General features: G+C 70.7%; 14 protein-coding genes and 4 tRNA genes. 11 read left to right on the top strand and 7 right to left on the bottom strand.

Annotation, left to right across the window (positions count from 1 at the left end):
- Nucleotides 1–104: 104 nt before the first annotated feature.
- Nucleotides 105–1,175: a phosphoribosylformylglycinamidine cyclo-ligase gene (gene purM / locus ABZ934_RS24995; RefSeq protein WP_361317162.1), complete on the top strand. Its 1,071-nt coding sequence runs from the start codon at nucleotides 105–107 to the stop codon at nucleotides 1,173–1,175.
- 96 nt (nucleotides 1,176–1,271) lie between these two features.
- Here the strand turns inward: purM and ABZ934_RS24990 are convergent, their stop codons facing one another.
- Together ABZ934_RS24990 and ABZ934_RS24985 are read right to left on the bottom strand one after the other, a co-directional pair.
- Complete coding sequence (locus ABZ934_RS24990; protein WP_136210589.1) at nucleotides 1,272–1,535, bottom strand: DUF3073 domain-containing protein; 264 nt, start codon at nucleotides 1,533–1,535, stop codon at nucleotides 1,272–1,274.
- Between the two features lie 311 nt (nucleotides 1,536–1,846).
- Complete coding sequence (locus tag ABZ934_RS24985) at nucleotides 1,847–2,956, bottom strand: Glu/Leu/Phe/Val dehydrogenase dimerization domain-containing protein (protein ID WP_361317160.1); 1,110 nt, start codon at nucleotides 2,954–2,956, stop codon at nucleotides 1,847–1,849.
- A 195-nt stretch (nucleotides 2,957–3,151) separates the two neighbouring features.
- Here ABZ934_RS24985 and ABZ934_RS24980 point away from each other — a divergent pair, with 195 nt between their 5' ends.
- Both ABZ934_RS24980 and bldC read left to right on the top strand, forming a co-directional pair.
- On the top strand, nucleotides 3,152–4,006 hold the full coding sequence (locus ABZ934_RS24980; protein WP_361317157.1) for a hypothetical protein: 855 nt from the start codon (nucleotides 3,152–3,154) through the stop codon (nucleotides 4,004–4,006).
- A gap of 652 nt (nucleotides 4,007–4,658) precedes the next feature.
- Entirely contained in the window at nucleotides 4,659–4,865 is a 207-nt protein-coding gene (gene bldC, locus ABZ934_RS24975) for a developmental transcriptional regulator BldC (RefSeq protein ID WP_003949541.1), read from the top strand.
- A 642-nt stretch (nucleotides 4,866–5,507) separates the two neighbouring features.
- Here the strand turns inward: bldC and ABZ934_RS24970 are convergent.
- Nucleotides 5,508–5,581 (bottom strand) — tRNA-Asp (locus tag ABZ934_RS24970).
- A 70-nt stretch (nucleotides 5,582–5,651) separates the two neighbouring features.
- On the bottom strand, nucleotides 5,652–9,608 hold the full coding sequence (hrpA, locus tag ABZ934_RS24965) for an ATP-dependent RNA helicase HrpA (protein WP_361317155.1): 3,957 nt from the start codon (nucleotides 9,606–9,608) through the stop codon (nucleotides 5,652–5,654).
- 118 nt (nucleotides 9,609–9,726) lie between these two features.
- Between hrpA and ABZ934_RS24960 the strand changes: the two genes are divergently transcribed.
- The 3 genes from ABZ934_RS24960 (at nucleotide 9,727) to ABZ934_RS24950 (ending at nucleotide 12,024) form a co-directional block, all read left to right on the top strand.
- A complete protein-coding gene (locus ABZ934_RS24960) occupies nucleotides 9,727–10,161 on the top strand; it encodes a hypothetical protein (RefSeq protein ID WP_361317153.1) in 435 nt (144 codons plus the stop codon).
- Between the two features lie 277 nt (nucleotides 10,162–10,438).
- On the top strand, nucleotides 10,439–11,182 hold the full coding sequence (locus tag ABZ934_RS24955) for a thioredoxin domain-containing protein (protein ID WP_361317150.1): 744 nt from the start codon (nucleotides 10,439–10,441) through the stop codon (nucleotides 11,180–11,182).
- The gene (locus tag ABZ934_RS24950; RefSeq protein WP_361317147.1) at nucleotides 11,179–12,024 is read left to right on the top strand and encodes a cytochrome c biogenesis CcdA family protein; all 846 of its coding nucleotides are present in this window, start codon (nucleotides 11,179–11,181) and stop codon (nucleotides 12,022–12,024) included. Before ABZ934_RS24955 ends, ABZ934_RS24950 begins: the two co-directional genes overlap by 4 nt.
- 36 nt (nucleotides 12,025–12,060) lie before the next feature.
- Here the strand turns inward: ABZ934_RS24950 and ABZ934_RS24945 are convergent.
- The 3 genes from ABZ934_RS24945 to ABZ934_RS24935 form a co-directional block, all read right to left on the bottom strand.
- Nucleotides 12,061–12,137, bottom strand: a tRNA-Phe gene (locus ABZ934_RS24945).
- Between the two features lie 22 nt (nucleotides 12,138–12,159).
- Nucleotides 12,160–12,233 (bottom strand) — tRNA-Asp (locus tag ABZ934_RS24940).
- 38 nt (nucleotides 12,234–12,271) lie between these two features.
- Nucleotides 12,272–12,344: transfer RNA gene (locus ABZ934_RS24935), tRNA-Glu, on the bottom strand.
- 111 nt (nucleotides 12,345–12,455) lie between these two features.
- On the opposite strand from ABZ934_RS24935, the gene ABZ934_RS24930 reads away from it, so the two are divergent.
- The 5 genes from ABZ934_RS24930 to ABZ934_RS24910 all read left to right on the top strand — a co-directional run.
- A complete protein-coding gene (locus ABZ934_RS24930; RefSeq protein WP_361317145.1) occupies nucleotides 12,456–12,806 on the top strand; it encodes a metallopeptidase family protein in 351 nt (116 codons plus the stop codon).
- Complete coding sequence (locus ABZ934_RS24925) at nucleotides 12,803–13,276, top strand: CrcB family protein (protein WP_361317142.1); 474 nt, start codon at nucleotides 12,803–12,805, stop codon at nucleotides 13,274–13,276. The genes ABZ934_RS24930 and ABZ934_RS24925 overlap by 4 nt, the downstream gene beginning before the upstream one ends.
- Nucleotides 13,273–13,647: a fluoride efflux transporter CrcB gene (crcB, locus tag ABZ934_RS24920; protein WP_361317140.1), complete on the top strand. Its 375-nt coding sequence runs from the start codon at nucleotides 13,273–13,275 to the stop codon at nucleotides 13,645–13,647. The genes ABZ934_RS24925 and crcB overlap by 4 nt, the downstream gene beginning before the upstream one ends.
- 90 nt (nucleotides 13,648–13,737) lie before the next feature.
- Nucleotides 13,738–14,331, top strand: coding sequence for a hypothetical protein (locus ABZ934_RS24915; protein ID WP_361317137.1), 594 nt, complete (start codon nucleotides 13,738–13,740; stop codon nucleotides 14,329–14,331).
- Between the two features lie 270 nt (nucleotides 14,332–14,601).
- The coding region (locus tag ABZ934_RS24910) for a DEAD/DEAH box helicase (protein WP_361317135.1) at nucleotides 14,602–16,575 on the top strand (1,974 nt) is incomplete at its 3' end.

The following is a 16,575-nucleotide window of genomic DNA, read 5'->3' as shown; positions in this document are numbered from 1 at the left end:
GCCCGGCCTCCGCCCCCCGTTCAACCTGCGCCCGGCCCTGTCTTTCAGGCTTTTCCCAGGGCCGTGCACCACCCGCAGTAACGACACGAAAGCTCTCTCCTGTCATGACAGAGAAGACCACCGGTGCCAGCTACGCAGCAGCAGGTGTCGACATCGAAGCGGGAGACCGCGCCGTCGAGCTCATGAAGGAGTGGGTGAAGAAGACGCAGCGCCCCGAGGTCCTCGGCGGCCTCGGCGGCTTCGCCGGCCTCTTCGACGCCTCCGCCCTCAAGCGGTACGAGCGCCCCCTGCTCGCCTCCGCCACCGACGGCGTCGGCACCAAGGTGGACGTCGCCCGCCGGCTCGGCGTGTACGACACCATCGGCCACGACCTGGTCGCGATGGTCATGGACGACATCGTCGTCTGCGGCGCCGAGCCGCTCTTCATGACCGACTACATCTGCGTCGGCAAGGTGCACCCCGAGCGTGTCGCGGCCATCGTCAAGGGCATCGCCGAGGGCTGTGTCCTCGCCGGCTGCGCCCTGGTGGGCGGCGAGACCGCCGAACACCCCGGCCTGCTGGGCCCGGACGACTTCGACGTGGCGGGTGCGGGCACCGGTGTGGTCGAGTTCGACCGGCTGCTGGGCGCGGATCGCATCCGTACGGGTGACGCCGTCATCGCGATGGCGTCGTCCGGCCTTCACTCGAACGGGTACTCGCTGGTCCGCCACGTGCTCCTCGACCAGGCGAAGATGCCGCTGGAGCAGCACGTCGACGAGCTTGGCCGGACCCTCGGCGAGGAACTGCTGGAACCCACCAAGATCTACTCGCTGGACTGCATGGCTCTCACCCGCACGGCCGAGGTCCACGCGTACTCGCACATCACGGGCGGCGGCCTCGCGGCCAACCTCGCCCGGGTGATCCCGGACCACCTGCACGCCACGGTCGACCGCTCGACCTGGGCCCCCGGCGCCATCTTCGACCTGGTCGGCAAGACCGGCCGGGTGGAGCGGCTGGAGCTGGAGAAGACCCTGAACATGGGCGTCGGCATGATGGCCGTCGTCCCGCAGGAGTCGGTGGACGTGGCCCTGACCGCGCTGGCCGACCGGGGCGTCGACGCCTGGGTCGCGGGCGAGATCCTGGACCGCGGCGACCACACCGAGGGCGCGACCCTCACCGGTTCCTACGCGAGCTGAGCAGCACTGAAACCCGGTCCGGGGCCATGCCCTGGACCGGGTTTCACTACTTCGAGTCGCTCAAGACTCTGAGCGGGTGCAGACGCGGTGTAAGCGTCAAGCGCCGCGACGGTGCGCCGACGGACCGGACTCCTCGTCCTCGTCCTCGTCGTCATCGCTGTTGTACAGCTCCGCGTACTTGGCGTACGGGTCGTCGTCGTCCAGATCGTCATCGACTTCGACCGGCGCGCTGATAGGCAGCGGCTCTGTCGGCGATGCGCCCAGCTCATTGGCCAGACGCGAGAGGTCAGTCCCGCCGCTGTTGTACTTCAGCTGGCGGGCGACCTTTGTCTGCTTGGCCTTGGCCCGGCCGCGCCCCATGGCTCGACCCCCTCGGTGACGGGGCTCGACGGCCCCAGAGTCTGACACGCGTTCATGGTTCGGAGCGGGCTCTCCGTGGAGAGACCGTCCGTAGGGGTTCAACGGTACCTGCTTCCGCGGCCATACGGTACGCCGCCCGCATGACGCGCCCCGGTGCAGGACCAACGAGACACCCCGTACTCGCTGGTCAGCAGCGATTTTAACCCTTTCCCGACCGGCGACCCGCCGAAGCGCAGTGAGTTCCGTCTCCCCGCGCCCGGAGGGACCCTTCCGGCGGTGGCGGAAGGGTCCCTCCGGCATCGCGGGACGGATCAGACGGCGCGCGTGGCGCGGGCGTCCGACATCCGCTGCTCGGCGATCCGGTCGGCCGCCGCGGCCGGCGGGATACCGTCCGCCTTCGCACGTGCGAATATGGCCAGCGTGGTGTCGAAGATCTTCGCCGCCTTGGCCTTGCACCGGTCGAAGTCGAATCCGTGCAGCTCGTCGGCGACCTGGATGACACCGCCCGCGTTCACCACGTAGTCGGGCGCGTAGAGGATCCCGCGGTCAGCGAGGTCCTTCTCCACACCCGGGTGCGCGAGCTGGTTGTTCGCGGCGCCGCACACGACCTTCGCGGTCAGGACCGGCACCGACTCGTCGTTCAGCGCACCGCCCAGCGCGCAGGGCGCGTAGATGTCCAGGCCCTCGACGCGGATCAGCGCGTCCGTGCCGGCGACGGCGGTGACCCGGCCCGCGTACTTGCCGGTGGCGTGCTTGTCGAGGATCGCCTGCACCGACTCCTGGCGGACATCGGTGATCACGACCTCGGCGCCGTCCTCCAGCAGGTGCTCGACCAGGTGCTTGCCGACCTTGCCGACACCCGCGACGGCGACCTTGCGGCCGCGCAGCGTCGGGTCGCCCCACAGGTGCTGGGCGCTCGCGCGCATGCCCTGGAACACGCCGAAGGAGGTGAGCACCGAGGAGTCGCCGGCGCCACCGTTCTCGGGGGAGCGGCCGGTCGCCCAGCGGGTCGCGCGGGCCACCACGTCCATGTCGGCAACGTACGTGCCGACGTCGCAGGCGGTCACGTAGCGACCACCGAGAGAGTCCACGAACCGACCGTAGGCCAGCAGGAGTTCCTCGCTCTTGAGGGTGTCCGGGTCGCCGATGATGACGGCCTTGCCGCCGCCGTGGTCGAGACCGGCGAGGGCGTTCTTGTACGACATGCCGCGCGAGAGGTTCAGCGCGTCACGGACGGCTTCCTCGTCCGAGGCGTACGCGTGGAAGCGCGTACCGCCGAGGGCGGGGCCCAGGGCGGTGGAGTGGACGGCGATGACGGCCTTGAGGCCCGTGGCTCGGTCCTGGCACAGCACGACTTGCTCGTGGCCGCCCTGCTCCGTACGGAACAGGGTGTGCAGGACGCCGTCGGTCATTTCGGTCACGGTGGTGACTCCCATGGAAGAGATGCGGCGGAAAGACGCCCGCCCTGCGGGTGGGGGAGGGCGCGCTGGGAGCAGCGTAAGACCTGGGAGGCGGATGGGAACTCCCTGTCCGTAGATCGGAACACTCCCGGGTTACCGGGGATGCGGGGACCCTCGTCCGGAGTACGGCCGGGCGGGGCGGGGGAGTACGAGAGCGTGAACGAATCCGCCGACCGCCGACTGCCCTCCGCGCGCACCGGGCCGACCGTCCCGTACGCCTCCTACCTGCGAGTCTACGAGCCCTTGGCGGCGTTCCCCGAGTCCGAGCGCGCGCACTGGGCGGGCTACGCCCGGCGGGGGGACGCCCCCACCGCCCAGGACGAATTGCGCAGGTCGCTGGCGGACTTGGTCCGGGTGCCCGTGGTCGGGGTGCCGGCGCACGAGAGCGGGGACGCGTTCACGGCGGAGCTGGACGGGACGCTGCTGGTCTGCCCGTGGCGCACCAGGCTGCGCGGCTGGCTGGCGCTGCGGGAACTGGAGGCCGACTTCCCGCGCCCGGTGCTCGACGCGGCCCTGCCGCCCGCGTCCCGCCGGTCGGCGACGGAGGCGTACGAGGCGTGGCGCGAGCGGAACCCGGACGGGCGCCCCTGGATCCGCACCGCGGTGTGGCAGGTCCCGCTGCGTTGGTTCGTGCTGGTTGCGGACGAGGAGCGGGAGTACCTGCCGGGCGAGCGGCTGCGCTACCGGACGCCGATGGTGCAGGCCCGGCGGCGCCTGGCGCGCGGGCTGCGGACGCTGCGGGCCGCCGAGGGGTACGGGCCGCTCGCGGAGGGGCTGGTGGAGGTCGGGAGCTGGCTGGAGGAGTTCCACCCGCGCTCGATGGTCGAGCTGGACTACGGCGGGCTGCCGCACGCGCTGCCGGAGCCCGTCCTGGCCGGCGACCGTTCGGCCCGCGACATGGCGGTGGCCCTCGCGGCGCTGCGGGCGGGGGACACCGAGGGCGCGGCCGAGACGTTCGCGGACCTGGCGGAACGCTGGCGGGCGGTCCGTGAGCGGTTGTTCGCGAATTAGGTCCGATCACCCGGCCCCTGGGGCCGCTCCAAGGGTGGGGTGATCGTGCCGGCGGGGTCCCGGTACGGCCTGGGAACGGCTTGCGGGGGCGGCATCTGCCGAACCGGCCCGGATTGTCCCTGGCGGAGGCCGCCGGGTCCCCGTATCGTCCGATCGGCCGTAAAACGCAGATCAGGGTCTTGATCGCGGCATTTGGGTCTTTGTTCCAGGACCTACGTCCCGATCCGGGCCATTGACTCAAGCGTGACGGACCGCACTAACCACACCCTTGCGTCCTTCCCCTACCCTCGTGCCAAAATAGGACAAGGAGTCCGGGGAGGGTTCCTTCCACCCAACTTTGGGCGGAATGCTCGGTATTGCACTCTACGGGGGGTCTGACGACTCCTGATCGCTCTGTGACTGATCGTCACAGTGGGGTGACTGTCCGTTATGGGATGGTCCATCGGCTTCCGCCGCTGATGAACACCTCGGAGGGCAATTCCATCGGTTTGGCCGTCGAGGCTGGACGGATGGTGTAGTTGTAGTGCCGAGGACAAGCCGTTCGTCCTATAACCGACTCGGCCTGCGTATGTCCATTTCGGGCAACGTGGGCCAAGGTGCAGAATTTAGAGGAAAGAACCGAGATGGTTCGGTTCTCCCGAGGAGGCCGCTCATGACCGCTCGCACCCCTGATGCCGAGCCGCTGCTGACCCCGGCTGAGGTTGCCACGATGTTCCGCGTGGACCCGAAGACGGTCACCCGCTGGGCCAAGGCTGGCAAGCTCACGTCCATCCGCACCCTGGGTGGACACCGCCGTTATCGCGAGGCTGAGGTCCGCGCACTGCTCGCGGGAATTCCGCAGCAGCGCAGCGAGGCCTGAGGCTCGCCGCATCACCCCATTTTTTTGGGGACGCTCCCGGCCGAGGCCGGGGGAGGGCATGAACCGGATCCCCCAATCCGATGAAACCCACAAGGCTTCAAACGGCGGGACCTGCCCCAACAGGTTCTCGCTGTTCGATCGCGCTGGACTCCGCCGGGTCCAGCGCGATCTTTTTATGCCCGGAAGGGACCCGAATCACCGGCGTTCGCAGACCCCTCCCCGATGGGTGCCATTGCACATATTAAATCGAGTCAGCATATGAGTGCGATAAACGTGCGGCTCGCGAAAACTCATGGGGTGACACCCGTCACAGTTGATGCCGCTCGTACATCCGGCAATGCGCCTGCAAGGGGACGGGTCACCCCGCCCGCCTCACGCGAAGGGGGGATTCGGGTGCACGGCCACGGCCGACCGCCCCCGGCGCGCGACGGCGGCCACCGGAGGTCCCGTACGCGCCCCAGAGCGCACCGGGGGATCTCCGGCCGCCCCGGACGGCCCGAGCGGACCGGCTCGGGCGTCTCCACGGCCACGGCGGGCGGGTGTCGACCCGACAAAGGCGGTCCGTCCGACCTGGTGAAGCGGCCGACCCGACAACGCGTCAGGGCCCGCATCCCCTGGGGGATACGGGCCCTGACGTTTCTGCGAACCTGACGGGACTTGAACCCGCGACCTCCACCTTGACAGGGTGGCGAGCTAACCAACTGCTCCACAGGTCCTCGGTGCACCACCCACCGGGCGGCTGCGAGTCAGACTCTACAGCAGCTCAGGGGGTGCAGTCGAACCGGATCACGGAGCCGCGGCGTCCACCGCCTTCACGATCCGCTTGTCGGAGATCGGGTACGCCGTGCCGAGCGCGTGCGCGAAGTAACTGACGCGCAGTTCCTCGATCATCCAGCGGATCTCGGTGACCGCCTCCGGTACCGGACGGCCCTTCGGCAACTGCTCCAGCAGCCACAGGTACTCGTCCCGCATCTCGTGGACCTTCTCCATACGGGTCGTGTCCCGCTGGACGGCCGTCGGCATCTGCTGGAGCCGCCGGTCGATCGCCACCAGGTACCGCATCAGGTCCGGCAGCCGCCGCAGCCCCGTCAGCGTGACGAAGCCGGCCGGCATCAGCTCCGCCAGTTGCGCCTTCACGTCCTGCACGTTCGCCATCAGGGCCAGGCTGTTGGTGGCCTTCACGCGCCGCTCGCACGCCTGCCAGGCGGCCAGGACCTGCTGCACCTGCCCGACGGTCCGTACGGTCAGGTCCACCAGATCGGCCCGCACCGCGTCGAACAGCTTCCGGAACGCCGCCTCGTCCCAGGCCGGTCCGCCGTGGTCGGCGATCAACCTGTCCGTCGCCGCCGTCGCGCAGTCCTCGAACAGCGCCTGGACGGAGCCGTGCGGGTTGCGCGAAAGGGCCAGCTTCTGCTGGTTGGTCAGCTTGTCCGAGGCGAACTTCGCCGGGTTCACCGGGATGTTGAGCAGGATCAGCTTCCGGGTGCCGAGCCACATCGCCCGCTGTTGCTCGGCCTCGGTGTCGAAGAGCCGTACGGACACGCTGTCGCCGGCGTCGACCAGTGCCGGGTACGCCTTCACCGGCTGTCCGGCGCGCCGGGTCTCGAAGACCTTGCCGAGCGTGCCGATCGTCCAGTCCGTCAGCCCGGTCCGCTCCACCGACTCCCCGCCCGCCCGCTCGGCGGTGGCCGCGGCGGCCTGGGACAGGGCCTGGCGGGCCTTCGGCTTCAGCTGGAGGCGCAGCGCCTCCAGGTCCTTGGCCTCGGCCAGCTTCTTGCGCCGCTCGTCGACGATCCGGAAGGTGATCTTCAGGTGGTCCGGGATACGGCCCAGGTCGAAGTCCTCGGCCGAGACCGGCACCCCGACCATCCGGTGCAGCTCGCGCGCCAGCGTCACGTGCAGCGGCTCCTGGAGGGGCTGGGCCGTCGCCAGGAAACGGGCCGCGAAGTTCGGCGCGGGCACGTAGTGGCGGCGGATCGGCTTGGGCAGCGAGCGGATCAGCTCGGTGACGACCTCCTCCCGCAGGCCCGGGATCTGCCAGTCGAAGCCCTCGTCGGTGACCTGGTTCAGCACCTGGAGCGGGATGTGCACGGTCACGCCGTCCGCGTCCGCACCCGGTTCGAACTGGTAGGTCACCCGGAACTTCAGCGGCCCCTGCCGCCAGGTGTCCGGGTAGTCGGCCTTGGTGACCCCGGCCGCCTTCTCGGTGAGCAGCATCTCGCGCTCGAAGTCGAGGAGTTCGGGCTCCTCGCGCTTCTTGTGCTTCCACCACGAGTCGAAGTGCGCCCCCGACACCACGTGCTCGGGGACGCGCTGGTCGTAGAAGTCGAAAAGGGTCTCGTCGTCCACGACGATGTCCCGGCGCCGGGCCCGGTTCTCCAGCTCCTCCACCTCGGTGAGGAGCTTGCGGTTGTCGGCGTAGAACTTGTGGTGGGTCCGCCAGTCGCCCTCGACGAGCGCGTTGCGGATGAACAGCTCCCGCGAGACCTCGGGGTCGATCCGGCCGTAGTTGATCTTCCGCTGGGCGACGATCGGTACGCCGTACAGCGTGACCTTCTCGTACGCCATCACGGCGGCCTGGTCCTTCTCCCAGTGAGGCTCGCTGTACGTGCGCTTGATCAGGTGCTCCGCGAGCGGCTCCACCCACTCCGGCTCGACCTTGGCGTTCACCCGGGCCCACAGCCGCGAGGTCTCCACCAGCTCCGCCGACATCAGGAACCTCGGTTGCTTCTTGAACAGCGACGACCCCGGGAAGATCGCGAACTTGGCGCCCCGGGCACCGAGGTACTCGTTCTTGTCGGTGTCCTTGAGCCCGATGTGCGAGAGCAGACCCGCCAGCAGCGAGACGTGGACGTTCTGCTCGGGGGCGTCCGCGTCGTTGACGTGGATGCCCATCGTCTTGGCGACCGTCCGCAGCTGCGAATAGATGTCCTGCCACTCGCGGATGCGCAGGAAGTTCAGGTACTCCTGCTTGCACATCCGGCGGAAGGAGGACGAGCCGCGCTCCTTCTGCTGCTCGCGGATGTACCGCCACATGTTCAGGAACGACAGGAAGTCGCTCGTCTCGTCCTTGAAGCGCGCGTGGTTCTGGTCGGCCTGCGTCTGCTTGTCCGAGGGCCGCTCGCGGGGGTCCTGGATGGACAGGGCCGCCGCGATGACCATGACCTCGCGGACGCAGTTGTTCTTGTCCGCCTCGACGACCATGCGGGCCAGGCGCGGGTCGACCGGAAGCTGGGAGAGCCGGCGGCCCATCGGCGTGAGCCGCTTGCGGGCGTCCTTCTCCGACGGGTCCAGCGCGCCGAGCTCCTGGAGGAGCTGGACGCCGTCGCGGATGTTGCGGTGGTCCGGCGGGTCGATGAAGGGGAACTTCTCGATCTCGCCGAGGCCGGCCGCGGTCATCTGCAGGATGACGGAGGCCAGGTTGGTGCGCAGGATCTCCGCGTCGGTGAACTCCGGGCGGGCGTTGAAGTCGTCCTCGGAGTACAGCCGGATGCAGATGCCGTCGCTGGTACGGCCGCAGCGGCCCTTTCGCTGGTTGGCGCTGGCCTGCGAGATCCGCTCGATGGGCAGCCGCTGCACCTTGGTGCGGTGGCTGTACCGGGAGATCCGGGCGGTGCCCGGGTCGATCACGTACTTGATGCCCGGAACGGTCAGCGAGGTCTCCGCGACGTTCGTCGCGAGGACGATCCGGCGGCCCGTGTGCTGCTGGAAGACGCGGTGCTGCTCGGCGTGCGAGAGGCGTGCGTAAAGGGGGAGCACCTCGGTGCCGTGCCCGTGAGCGGCTCCGCCGCGGGCGAGGTTCCGCTTGTTCAGCGCGTCCGCCGTGTCGCGGATCTCGCGCTCGCCCGAGAGGAACACCAGGATGTCGCCCGGACCCTCCGCCCGGAGCTCGTCCACCGCCTCGCAGATCGCGGTGATCTGGTCGCGGTCGGCGTCCTCAGCGTCTTCGGTTCCCCCTTCCAGCAGGGGCCGGTACCGCACCTCGACCGGGTACGTCCGGCCGCTGACCTCGACGATCGGCGCGTCCCCGAAGTGCCGGGAGAACCGCTGCGGGTCGATGGTCGCCGAGGTGATCACGACCTTGAGGTCGGGGCGCTTCGGCAGCAACCGGGAGAGGTAGCCCAGTAGGAAGTCGATGTTCAGGGACCGCTCGTGCGCCTCGTCGATGATGATCGTGTCGTACGCGCGCAGCTCGCCGTCCGTCTGGATCTCGGCGAGCAGGATGCCGTCCGTCATCAGCTTCACGAAGGTGGCGTCCTGGTCCACCTGGTCGGTGAAACGGACCTTCCAACCGACCGTCTGCCCGATCTCGGACTTCAGCTCCTCGGCGATGCGCTCCGCGACCGTGCGGGCGGCGATCCGGCGCGGCTGGGTGTGGCCGATCATGCCCCGCACCCCGCGGCCGAGCTCCATACAGATCTTGGGGATCTGCGTGGTCTTGCCGGAGCCGGTCTCGCCCGCGACGATCACGACCTGGTGGTCGCGTATCGCCTCGGCGATCTCGTCCTTCTTCTGGCTGACGGGCAGGTTCTCGGGATACGTGACCGTAGGCCTGCGCGAGGCACGGCCGGCCAGACGCGCGGCGGCCTTCTCGGCCTCCGCGGCGATCTCGTCGAGCACGGCCTGCTTGGCCTCGGGCTTGCGGATACGGCGGGCGCCTTCGAGGCGGCGGCCGAGGCGGTGCGCGTCACGGAGGGAGATCTCACCGAGAAGCGTCTGCAGGGCGGCGAAGGAAGTAGACATACCTGATCGAGGATCTCACCCGGGAGCGTCGGGTGGCGAACGCATTTGTCGCACCTACCCGTACCATTTCGGGACGAGATCGCCTGAAACCGACCGTCCCGTGAGTGAGAGGCCCGCCATGTCCCGCGCCCGTGGAGTGTGGTGGCTGCTTCTCGGCGCCGTCCTCGCGGTGCTGCCGGCGGGCCCGGCCCTCGCGACCGGTGCGGCTCCGGCGACCGGTGCGGCTCCGGTGGCCGCTCCTGCGATTGCCGCGGCGTCTTTGGCGCGGGCCGCCGCCGCGACCACCACCGCCGCCGAAGACCCCGCCGCGGGTTTCGAGGCCACCGCGGTGGCGTACGAGGGCCGCGGCCCGGCCTGCGCCCCCGGAGCGGGAGACCACGGCCGGGTCCCCGCGCTACCGCCCCGCGACGGGCGTGACCACGCCTGCGCCCCGGCGGTCCGGCTCCCCGCCGAGCCGGAGCCGGCCGGCCGGGCGGCACCGGCGGGGGTGCGCGTACGCGGGCCGGACCGCCCGGCCCCGGGACCGCTGGAGCTGTCCGTGATGCGGGTCTAGGCCGTCTCTTTCGGATCTTGCCTGGCCCGTGCCGTCCGGCACAGCACCTCGTCTCCCGGCCACCTCCCCCAGAACTCCGTCCGAGGGGACCCCCGGAGGTGCCCCGGCGTTGTCGCGGCGACCGAGTACGTCCGGTACGCGGCCGTCCCTCCGCCTGGCGATGCACGGCGCCGGACGACGCGGGCCGCACCGACAAGACCCGAACGAGACGCCCTGGCGGACCGGCCTTCACGCCGGTCCCGTCACTTCTTCCGCATCACCGCTCTGGAGCACCCGTATGCCTTCCGCCCCCTCCCGCAAGCCCCTGCTGTACGCCGCCGGGGCCGCCCTCGCCGCGATCACCCTCGGGGTGGTGTCCTGGCAGGCCGGCGCGCCCGGCGCCCGGCCCGCTGCCTCCACCTCCGCCTCCGCCTCGTCGTCCTCGGCGACCTCCGCGCCCGGGGCCGCCGATGCCCCCGACCCGCTGGCGGCCCTCGCCCGCCGCGATCCCGCCGACAAGCTCGCCGTCGGGCGCGCCGACGCCCCCGTGGTGCTGATCGAGTACTCCGACTTCAAGTGCGGCTACTGCGGCAAGTTCGCCCGCGACACCGAACCCGTCCTGATGCGGAAGTACGTGGCGGACGGCACCCTGCGCATCGAATGGCGGAACTTCCCGATCTTCGGAGCCGAGTCCGAAACGGCCGCGAAGGCCGCCTGGGCCGCCGGCCGGCAGGACCGGTTCGCCCGGTTCCACGAGGCCGCGTACGCCGAGGGAGCCAAGGAGGAGGGGTTCGGCGAGGAACGCCTGACCGAGCTGGCACGCCAGGCCGAAGTACCCGACCTTGACCGCTTCCGGCGGGACATGGCCGGCGAGGAAGCCACCGCCGCGCTGCGGAAGGACCAGGAGGAGGGCTACCGCATCGGGGTGACCTCCACCCCGTCCTTCCTGATCAACGGACAACCTCTGGCCGGCGCGCAGCCGCTCGACGCCTTCGAAGACGCGATCACCCGGGCCAAGGCGCGGGCGGGGGCCTCGAAGTGAACGGCATCGGATACCTGGCCGCCCTGCTGGGCGGCTTGCTGGCGCTGCTCAGCCCGTGCAGCGCGCTGCTGTTGCCCGCCTTCTTCGCGTACTCGATCGATTCCGCCTCCCGGCTGCTCGCCCGGACCGGGATTTTCTACGTCGGCCTCGCGAGCACCCTCGTACCGCTGGGCGCGGCCGGTTCGTACGCGGGCCGGTTCTTCCACGGCCACCGCGACGGGCTCGTCCTGGCGGGCGGCTGGCTGATCATCGCGCTCGGTCTCGCGCAGCTCCTCGGTCTGGGCTTCGCCTCCCGGCGGGCCGCGGAACTCTCGGGGCGGATCCGTCCGACCACCGCCCTGTCGGTGTACGCGCTCGGCGCGCTCTACGGGCTGGCCGGCTTCTGCGCCGGGCCGATCCTGGGCAGCGTGCTGACGGTGGCGGCGGTCAGCGGCAGCCCCGTCTACGGTGGGCTGCTGCTGGCGGTGTACGCGCTGGGAATGGCCGTGCCGCTGTTCCTGCTGGCGCTGCTGTGGGAGCGCTTCGACCTGGGGCGGCGGCGCTGGCTGCGCGGCCGGACCGTCCGCGTCGGCCGGCTCAGGCTGCACACCACCTCGCTGCTGTCCGGACTGTTCTTCGTCACCCTGGGCGCGCTGTTCCTGCTCTACGACGGGGCGAGCGCCCTGCCCGGGCTGCTGGACGTGGACGACTCGTTCGCCGTCGAGCGGTGGGTACAGTCCGCGGCGCGGGTGGTACCGGACTGGGCCGTGTTGGCGCTGGTCGCCGTAGGAGCACCCGCGGTGGCCCTGGCGCGGTGGCGCCGCAAGGCCCGGGAAGCGGACGCGGCGGAGGCGAGCGGGTAACGCGGAAGGCCCCGTCCGATGGACGGGGCCTTTCTGTGGTGGCTGGGGCCGGGGTCGAACCGGCGACCTATCGCTTTTCAGGCGATCGCTCGTACCAACTGAGCTACCCAGCCACGAGACTGTTTCCAGCCTCAGCGATCCTGACGGGACTTGAACCCGCGACCTCCACCTTGACAGGGTGGCGAGCTAACCAACTGCTCCACAGGACCTGGTTTGTGCAAGAACAAGTCTTGCACATGGTGTTGCGTACCCCCAACGGGATTCGAACCCGTGCTACCGCCTTGAAAGGGCGGCGTCCTGGGCCACTAGACGATGAGGGCTAAAGGCCCGCCGGGCACTTTTCAGCGCGTCGGGGACGTGAGAAGCATATGGGATGTCGGGACCTATCGCCAAAACGGTTTCCGCGAGTGTCCCGGAGGGACAATGACCGGGTGCTGGAGATGACGCGCGAGGAGTTCGAGGAGCTCGTCGCAGAGGCCCTGGACCGGATCCCGCCCGAGCTCACCCGACTGATGGACAACGTGGCGGTCTTCGTCGAGGACGAGCCGCCCGCCGATGACCCGGAGCTGCTCGGTCTCTACGAGGGAACCCCCCTGACCGACCGCGGCGAGTGGTACGCCGGGGTCCTCCCCGACCGCATCACGATCTACCGCAACCCCACCTTGCGCATGTGCGAGGACCGGGAGAGCGTGGTCGCGGAGACGGAGGTCACCGTCGTGCACGAGATCGCCCACCACTTCGGGATCGACGACGAGCGGCTCCACGATCTGGGCTACGGATGACCCGGCCGGTCCGCGGCGCCGAGGCCATCGACCCGGACGTCGACCTCCATGTGCCGCAGCAGCGCGCCGAACCGCAGGGGCGGGTGCTCGCCGCCGTCGCCGCGGGCGGGGCGGTCGGCGCCTCGGCGCGGTACGGGCTCGCCCTGCTCTGGCCGGCCGGACCCGGCGCGTTCCCGTGGGCGACCTTCTGGACCAACGTGGTGGGCTGCGCGCTGATCGGCGTGCTCATGGTGCTCATCAGCGAGGGCGGCCGGACGGCGCCGCACCCGCTGGTCCGGCCCTTCGTGGGCGTGGGCGTGCTGGGCGGGTTCACCACCTTCTCCACCTACGCGGTCGACTTCTCGCGGCTGCTGGACGAGGGGGAGGCCGGCACCGCGCTCGGGTACGCCGGGCTGACGGTGGTCGCGGCGCTGGGGGCGGTCTGGGCGGCGGCGTCCGTGACCCGGTTCGCTGTGCGGGGGCGCGGGTGAACTGGCTGCTCGTGGTCGTGGGCGCGGTGGTCGGGGCGCCGCTGCGCTACCTCACCGACCGGGCGGTACAGGCCCGGCACGACTCGGTGTTCCCGTGGGGGACCTTCGTGGTCAACGCCGTCGCCTGCCTGGTGCTGGGGCTGCTGACGGGGGCGCTGTTGGTCGGGGCGGCCTCCTCGCGACTCGGCCCGCTGCTCGGGACGGGCCTGTGCGGGGCGCTCAGTACGTACTCGACGTTCTCCTACGAGACGCTGCGGTTGGCCGAGCGCGGTTGGCGGTTCCTGGCCGTCGCGAACGTGGCGGCTTCGGTGCTGGTCGGGCTGGGGTCCGTACATCTCGGGTCCCAGGTGGCGCGAGCGCTGTTCGCCTGAGGGCGTGTCTCTTACGGGGTAAAGGGAGTTGGGCACATTGACCCGCCCGGTGCGGGCCGCGCTCCCCGTCCCCTTCCGGAGGTGCCACCCGTGCGCCAGTTGTCCGCTTCCCTCCGATTGGCCGCTGCCGCGCTCGCGGTCGCGGCGTCGGCCGGCTGCATGAGCGTCGGCGAGGACGCCGCCAAGCCCGGTCCCTCCTCCTCGGTGGGCGGCAAGGGCGCCGCCGTCGTCGGGGGCGGCACCTCAGGCCGGGGATCGGGGGTACACGGTGACGGCCACGGGACGAAGGACGCGGTCGGCAACCCGTCCGGCAAGCCCGGGGAGGCAGGCAAGGCCGGTGGTGGGGCCGTCGCCTCGCCCAGCCCCGGCGCACCGGCCGGGCGGCCCGGGGTCCCCTCGCCCTCGGCCGGGCCGGGTGGCGGGGCGGGCGGCCAGGGGTCCCAGGTGCCGTCGGGCGGCGGGTCCGGCTCCGGTGGCGGTTCGGGTTCGGGGTCCGGCGGTTCGGGGTCCGGCGGTTCCGGGCCCGGCGGTTCCGGTTCGGGATCGGGTTCCGGTTCCGGCTCGGCCGGCGGGCCCGGCGCCTCGCCCAGCGCGCAGCCGACCGGCGGGCCGCCTGTGACGGATCCCACGCCGACGCCCACGACCCCGCCGCAGCCCGAGCCGAGCACCCCCGCGGGGGCGTAGGGCCGGACGGGCCGCACCCCCCGCACCGCCACACGCACCCCGCCCCCGGACATCCCCGCAGGTCAGAGCCTTTCTTCGGAGAGAACTTGCCAGACCCCGGGGAGGGTGCGTATGGTTATAGATCGTTTGATCCCATTGCCCGGCGCCGAATCCGAAGAGCGCCGTGTGGCGCGTACTCTCCCTAGCCGTGGCTGACCGCATCGAGGCGGTCGATTTGCGATTCACGGAGTTTGGGCGCGTGCCGAGACTCCGGAAGGTTTCGCATTTCGCATGTCCATTTCCAGTTCTGACCGTGCCGTCATGCCCGAGAACGACTCCAACGAGATCGTCGACGCCGTTGAGGCCCTTGTGGTCACCGAGGCCATCGAGGCCGCCGAGGCGAGCGACATCATCGAGGCTCTTGAGGCCGATGTGACGACCGACCAGTCCACCGACGCCGCCTCCGACGAGGCCGACGCCGAGCCCGGCATCACCTTCGGCGACCTCGGTCTGCCCGACGGCATCGTCCGCAAGCTCGCGCAGAACGGCGTCACCGCCCCCTTCCCGATCCAGGCCGCGACCATCCCGGACGCCCTGGCCGGCAAGGACATCCTCGGCCGTGGCCGCACCGGCTCCGGCAAGACCCTCTCCTTCGGTCTGCCGACCCTGGCCCTGCTGGCCGGCGGGCACACCGAGAAGAAGAAGCCCCGCGCGATCATCCTCACGCCGACGCGTGAGCTCGCGATGCAGGTCGCGGACGCCCTCCAGCCCTACGGCGACGTCCTCGGCCTGAAGATGAAGGTCGTCTGCGGCGGTACCTCCATGAGCAACCAGATCTACGCCCTGGAGCGCGGTGTCGACGTCCTCGTCGCCACCCCGGGCCGCCTGCGCGACATCATCAACCGCGGCGCGTGCTCCCTGGAGAACGTCAAGATCGCGGTCCTCGACGAGGCCGACCAGATGGCCGACCTGGGCTTCCTGCCCGAGGTCACCGAGCTGCTCGACCAGATCCCCGGCGGCGGCCAGCGCATGCTCTTCTCCGCCACCATGGAGAACGAGATCGGCACCCTGGTCAAGCGCTACCTGTCCAACCCCGTCACGCACGAGGTCGACAGCGCGCAGGGCAACGTCACGACCATGACGCACCACGTGCTCGTCGTGAAGCCGAAGGACAAGGCGCCGGTCACGGCCGCCATCGCCGCCCGCAAGGGCCGCACCATCATCTTCGTCCGCACCCAGCTGGGCGCCGACCGCATCGCCGAGCAGCTCATCGAGGCCGGCGTGAAGGCGGACGCGCTGCACGGCGGCATGACGCAGGGCGCCCGTACCCGCGTCCTCGCCGACTTCAAGGACGGCTACGTCAACGCGCTCGTCGCCACCGACGTCGCCGCCCGCGGCATCCACGTCGACGGCATCGACCTGGTCCTGAACGTCGACCCGGCCGGTGACCACAAGGACTACCTGCACCGCTCGGGCCGCACCGCCCGCGCCGGCAAGTCCGGTGTCGTCGTGTCGCTGGCGCTCCCGCACCAGCGGCGCCAGATCTTCCGCCTGATGGAGGACGCGGGCGTCGACGCCTCGCGCCACATCGTCCAGGGCGTCGGCGCCTTCGACCCCGAGGTCGCCGAGATCACCGGTGCGCGTTCGCTGACGCAGGTCCAGGCCGACTCCGCGAACAACGCCGCCAAGCAGGCCGAGCGCGAGGTCGCCGACCTCACCAAGCAGCTGGAGCGCGCGACCCGTCGCGCCGCCGAGCTGCGCGAGGAGGCCGACCGCCTCGTCGCCCGTTCCGCCCGTGAGCGCGGCGAGGACCCGGAGGCCGCTGTCGCCGAGGTGGCCGAGGCCGCCGTCGCCGAGGTCGCGGCCGCCGTCGCGGCCGAGCCGGTCGTCGAGGAGCGCCCGGCGTTCCAGAGCCGTGACGAGCGGGGCAACTACGAGCGCCGCGACAACCGTCGTGACGACCGCGGTGGCGACCGTGGCGGTGACCGTGGCGGCTTCCGCCGTGACGACCGTCCCTCCGGTGGGTTCCGTCGGGACGACCGTGGTGGCGACAACCGTGGTGGCGGCTTCCGTCGCGATGACCGTCCCTCGGGTGGTTTCAACCGTGACGACCGCGGTGGTGACCGTCCGTCCGGTGGTTTCCGCCGTGACGACCGTCCCTCCGGTGGTTTCCGCTCCGGTGGTGACCGTCCGTCCGGTGGTTTCCGTCGCGATGACCGTCCCTCGGGTGGTTTCAACCGTGACGACCGCGGTGGTGACCGTCCG

Source organism: Streptomyces sp. NPDC046557, assembly GCF_040645975.1.
Lineage (GTDB): Bacteria > Actinomycetota > Actinomycetes > Streptomycetales > Streptomycetaceae > Streptomyces.
Note: the sequence above shows the minus strand (reverse complement) of the source record. Positions and strands in the feature narration are given on the sequence as shown.